Consider the following 1299-nt stretch of genomic DNA (forward strand, 5'->3'; position numbering starts at 1 on the left):
AGAGACAGGGACGAGATGACCGCCCTCGCCGACGCCGCCTGGCCGCTGATCCGCATGCGCGGCCGCTGGCTGCTCATCGACCCCGACACCGCCCGACGCGCCCGCCACCGCGAACTGGCGCCGTTGCCCTCCCTCGACGCGCTCGCCGCCGCCCTGTCCGGCACCCTCACCCTCGATGGCGAGACCCTCGACGTCCGGCCCGCCGGCACCCTCGCCACCCTCGTCGACGCCCTGCGCCAGGCCCCCGACGACCCCCGCCCCGTGCCACCGCCGGCCGGCCTGAACGCGAGCCTGCGCCACTACCAGCAGCGGGCCCTGACCTGGCTCGCGCACACCCTCGACCTGGGCTTCGGCGCGCTCCTCGCCGACGACATGGGCCTGGGCAAGACGCTGACCACCATCGCCTTGCACCTCCACCGCGCCGAAACGGCCGGTGAAGCCGCCGGCCCGACCCTCGTGGTCTGCCCGGCCTCCCTCATCACGAACTGGCAGCGCGAGATCGCCCGCTTCGCCCCGGACACCGCCGTCCTCCGGTACCACGGCACCGGCCGCACCCTCGACACCGAAGCGCTCGGCCACACCACGGTCGTCATCACCACCTACGGCACCCTGCGCCGCGACCCCGACCTCGTCGCCACCCAGTGGGGCCTGGTCGTCGCCGACGAGGCCCAGCACATCAAGAACCCTGCCTCCGCCACCGCCAAGGCGCTGCGCGACGTCCCCGCCCGGGCCCGGCTCGCGGTCACCGGCACCCCCGTCGAGAACACCCTCACGGAGCTGTGGGCCATCCTCGACTGGACCAACCCCGGCCTCTTCGGCACCCGCGCCGCCTTCCGCGCCCGCTACGGCGCCGTCGAGAAGGACCCGGGCGCGCCCGCCGCCGCAGGGCTCGCCCGGCTCATCGCCCCGTTCATGCTCCGCCGGCGCAAGACCGACCCCGGCATCGCCCCCGAACTGCCCGGCAAGATCCACCACCACCGCGTCGTCGCGCTCACCGACGAACAGACCGGCCTGTACGAGGCGATCGTCCGCGACACCATGCACAAGATCACCACCAGCAGCGGGATCGAACGCCGCGGCCTGGTCCTCAAGCTGCTCCAGGCCCTACGCCAGATCTGCAACACCCCCACCCTCTACCTCAAGGAACCCCTGGACGGCGCCGAACCGGCCGGCCTCACACGCCGCTCCGGCAAGCTCGCAGCCCTGGACGACCTCACCGCGACCCTCGCCGACCGGGACGAAGCCGCCCTCGTCTTCACCGGATACGTCCAGATGGGCCGCATCCTCGAGCACCACCTG

Annotated in this window: 1 protein-coding gene; it reads left to right on the forward strand. The window is 73.4% G+C overall.

The genetic code is table 11. The annotated features are described in order from the left end of the window. Positions 1-15: 15 nt before the first annotated feature. Positions 16-1299, forward strand: a 1284-nt coding sequence (locus tag GUY61_RS38400; protein WP_279576904.1) for a DEAD/DEAH box helicase, incomplete at its 3' end; no start/stop codon positions are given.

The sequence above is a fragment of the Streptomyces sp. GC420 genome (assembly GCF_009916105.1).
In the GTDB taxonomy this organism is placed as follows: domain Bacteria; phylum Actinomycetota; class Actinomycetes; order Streptomycetales; family Streptomycetaceae; genus Streptomyces.